The sequence below is a fragment of the Cellulomonas sp. A375-1 genome, assembly GCF_001040865.1.
Classification (GTDB): Bacteria; Actinomycetota; Actinomycetes; order Actinomycetales; family Cellulomonadaceae; genus Cellulomonas; species Cellulomonas gelida.
In genome coordinates this window covers 1-2,618 of record NZ_LFKW01000132.1, presented here as the reverse complement: position 1 = coordinate 2,618, position 2,618 = coordinate 1, and the positions used below count along the sequence as shown (strand labels likewise).

The 2,618-nt window shown below is 71.8% G+C and carries 4 protein-coding genes; 1 reads left to right on the top strand and 3 read right to left on the bottom strand.

The annotated features are described in order from the left end of the window. A partial coding sequence (locus tag CWIS_RS13405) for a type IV pilus twitching motility protein PilT (protein WP_231583883.1) occupies positions 1 to 873 on the bottom strand: 873 nt, incomplete at its 3' end. Positions 874 to 1,108: 235 nt separating this feature from the next. On the opposite strand from CWIS_RS13405, the gene CWIS_RS19860 reads away from it, so the two are divergent. Beyond that, the gene (locus CWIS_RS19860; protein ID WP_369796588.1) at positions 1,109 to 1,183 is read left to right on the top strand and encodes a 50S ribosomal protein bL37; all 75 of its coding nucleotides are present in this window, start codon (positions 1,109 to 1,111) and stop codon (positions 1,181 to 1,183) included. Between the two features lie 105 nt (positions 1,184 to 1,288). On the opposite strand, the gene rsrA is transcribed toward CWIS_RS19860, so the two are convergent. Beyond that, positions 1,289 to 1,699 (bottom strand): mycothiol system anti-sigma-R factor, encoded by a 411-nt coding sequence (gene rsrA, locus CWIS_RS13400; protein WP_082156468.1) that lies wholly within the window; start codon positions 1,697 to 1,699, stop codon positions 1,289 to 1,291. Beyond that, a complete protein-coding gene (locus CWIS_RS13395) occupies positions 1,699 to 2,613 on the bottom strand; it encodes a sigma-70 family RNA polymerase sigma factor (RefSeq protein WP_156186670.1) in 915 nt (304 codons plus the stop codon). Before CWIS_RS13395 ends, rsrA begins: the two co-directional genes overlap by 1 nt. Positions 2,614 to 2,618 lie beyond the last annotated feature (5 nt).

Sequence of the window (2,618 nt, the reverse complement as noted above, 5' to 3'; positions counted from 1 at the left end):
GTTGACCATGACCTCGACCGCCGGGCACCGGCCCGAGCCGTCGGACTTGCGGACCAGCCGCTGCGAGACGACCCCGCGCAGCGCCTGCGAGAGCGCGACCCGCACCTGCTTCTGCTCGTGCAGCGGGAAGAAGTCGACGATGCGGTTGATCGTCTCGGGCGCGTCGATCGTGTGGAGCGTGGACAGGACGAGGTGCCCGGTCTCGGCGGCGGACAGCGCCGCGCGCACGGTCTCGATGTCGCGCATCTCGCCGACGAGGATGACGTCGGGGTCCTGGCGCATCGCGGCACGCAGCGCGACCGTGAAGTCCGCGGTGTCCTGACGCACCTCGCGCTGCGACACGATCGCCTTCTTGTCCTGGTGCAGGATCTCGATCGGGTCCTCGATCGTGACGATGTTGACCTCGCGGAACGTGTTGATCAGGTCGACCATCGACGCGAGCGTCGTCGTCTTGCCCGAACCCGTCGGGCCCGTCACCAGCACGAGACCGCGGGGCTCGAGCGCGAGCTCGCCGACGACCTCGGGGATGCCCAGCGAGCCGAGCGACTGCGCACCCACGGCGACCCGCCGGAAGACCAGCCCGTAGGTGCCGCGCGCCTGGTAGGCGTTGACACGGAACCGGCCCACGCCAGACAGCGAGTACGCGAAGTCCGCCTCGTGCGACTCGCGGAAGCTCGCGACGAGGTCGTCGGGCAGGACCTCCTCGAGCATGCGCTCGGTGTCCGCCGGGGTCAGCTCCGGCACCTGCAGCTTGCGGAGCCGGCCGTCGACGCGCACGCGCGGCGCCGAGCCGACCTTGCAGTGCAGGTCGGAGCCGCCCGTGCTGGCCAGGGCGTGCAGGAACGGGATGACGGACTGCGTGGGCGCGCTCACGTTCGAGTTCATCGGTCACCGACATACCCGACTTGAGCAGGTCGGTGCGGGATCACGGTTTTCCGCCCGGCGCACGTGCGACCGCCTCGCAGCGGGGCAGCGGATCGACCTCAGGACGGCGGGACGACCGGCGGCACGCTCGCTTCCGGCGCGGCCGGACCCCGTCCGGGTCACCGCCGCGGGTGTGGGACGATGGCACGTAACTCTGTGACCAAGGCCGACGAAGGGAAGCCCCATGAGCAAGCGAGGCCGCAAGCGCCGCTCCCGCGCCGGGAGCGCGTCGAACCACGGCAAGCGCCCCAACGCCTGAGCCCCTGAGCTCAGCGGGGCGTCGTCGACGCACCCGCACGAAGGCCCCGCGCACCTCAGGTGCAGCGGGGCCTTCGTCGTCCAGGGGGTGTCGCCGACCCGGGTCTCAGCTCTCGACGATCCGGGTCTCGGTGATCCGGGTCGCGCTGACGCCGGTCTGCGTGACGGCGGTCTGCGTGACACGGGTCTGCGTGACTCGGGTCTCGGTGACCCGCACGCCCGTGAGCGTCGCGTGGATCCGGGCACGCAGGTCCGCAGGCGCGGCCTCGTCCTGCTCCCAGCACCGCTTGACGAGCTTCTTCACGACGAGCTCGACATCGTGCTCGCCGAGGCAGCCGTCACAGCTCTCGAGGTGCTCCTTGACCCGCTCGGCCTCGATCGGCTCGAGCTCGGAGTCGAGGTACGCCCAGAGCTCCGCGACGGCCTCGTCGCAGTCGCAGCCCGACGACGACCGTCCCGCCGTCCCGGCCGGCTCTTCCCACACGCCCTCGCGCAGCGTCTCCTGACCCTCGTTCATCACTCGCCCTCCTCCGACGAGCCCTGCGCCGCCGTGCCGTGCGCGGCGGGGACCAGCCCGCGCTCGCGCGCGTAGTCCGCGAGCAGCTCGCGCAGCTGGCTGCGGCCACGGTGCAGGCGGGACATCACCGTCCCGATCGGCGTGCCCATGATCTCGGCAATCTCCTTGTACGCGAAGCCCTCGACGTCGGCGAGGTACACCGCGATGCGGAACTCCTCCGGGATGCGCTGCAGCGCGTCCTTCACGTCCGAGTCCGGCAGGTGGTCGAGCGCCTCGGCCTCGGCCGAGCGCAGCCCGGCGGACGTGTGCGACGCCGCGCGGGCCAGCTGCCAGTCCTCGATCTCCTCCGAGTGGGACTGCTGCGGCTCACGCTGCTTCTTGCGGTACGTGTTGATGTACGTGTTCGTGAGGATCCGGTACAGCCACGCCTTGAGGTTGGTCCCCGGCTTGTACTGGTGGAACGCCGCGAACGCCTTCGTGAACGTCTCCTGGACCAGGTCCTCGGCGTCCGCAGGGTTGCGCGTCATGCGCAGCGCAGCGCCGTAGAGCTGGTCGAGGTAGACCAGCGCCTCGTCCTCGAACCGCGCGGCTCGGGCGGACTCGTCCTCCGCCTCGGGTGCGCGCTTGCCGCCCTGCGGCATCGGCTCGATCTCGGGCGCTGGCTCGACCGTCTCGGTGGCCGCGGTCGGCTCGATCGTCTCGTCGCTCATCGGTGCCGAGCCTATGCCCGCAGGCTCGCCTGCACCGCCAGGCGACCGACCGGCGGCCAGGGTCGCGACGACCACGCACGCCAGGTTGCCCATCGAGGCGGAGCGGTGCGCGGGCTCGGCGGCGCGCGTCGGGGCCGGCGCGGCCGGGAGCGCGGCCGTCGGCTCGGCTACGGGCGCGGCGGTCGGCTCGGCGAGGCGGGTCATGCTGG

Excerpts from the sequence above, each read along its gene's own strand:
- rsrA (WP_082156468.1), bottom strand. The coding sequence starts at position 1,699 with ATGAACGAGGGTCAGGAGACGCTGCGCGAGGGCGTGTGGGAAGAGCCG.
- CWIS_RS13395 (WP_156186670.1), bottom strand. The coding sequence starts at position 2,613 with ATGACCCGCCTCGCCGAGCCGACCGCCGCGCCCGTAGCCGAGCCGACG.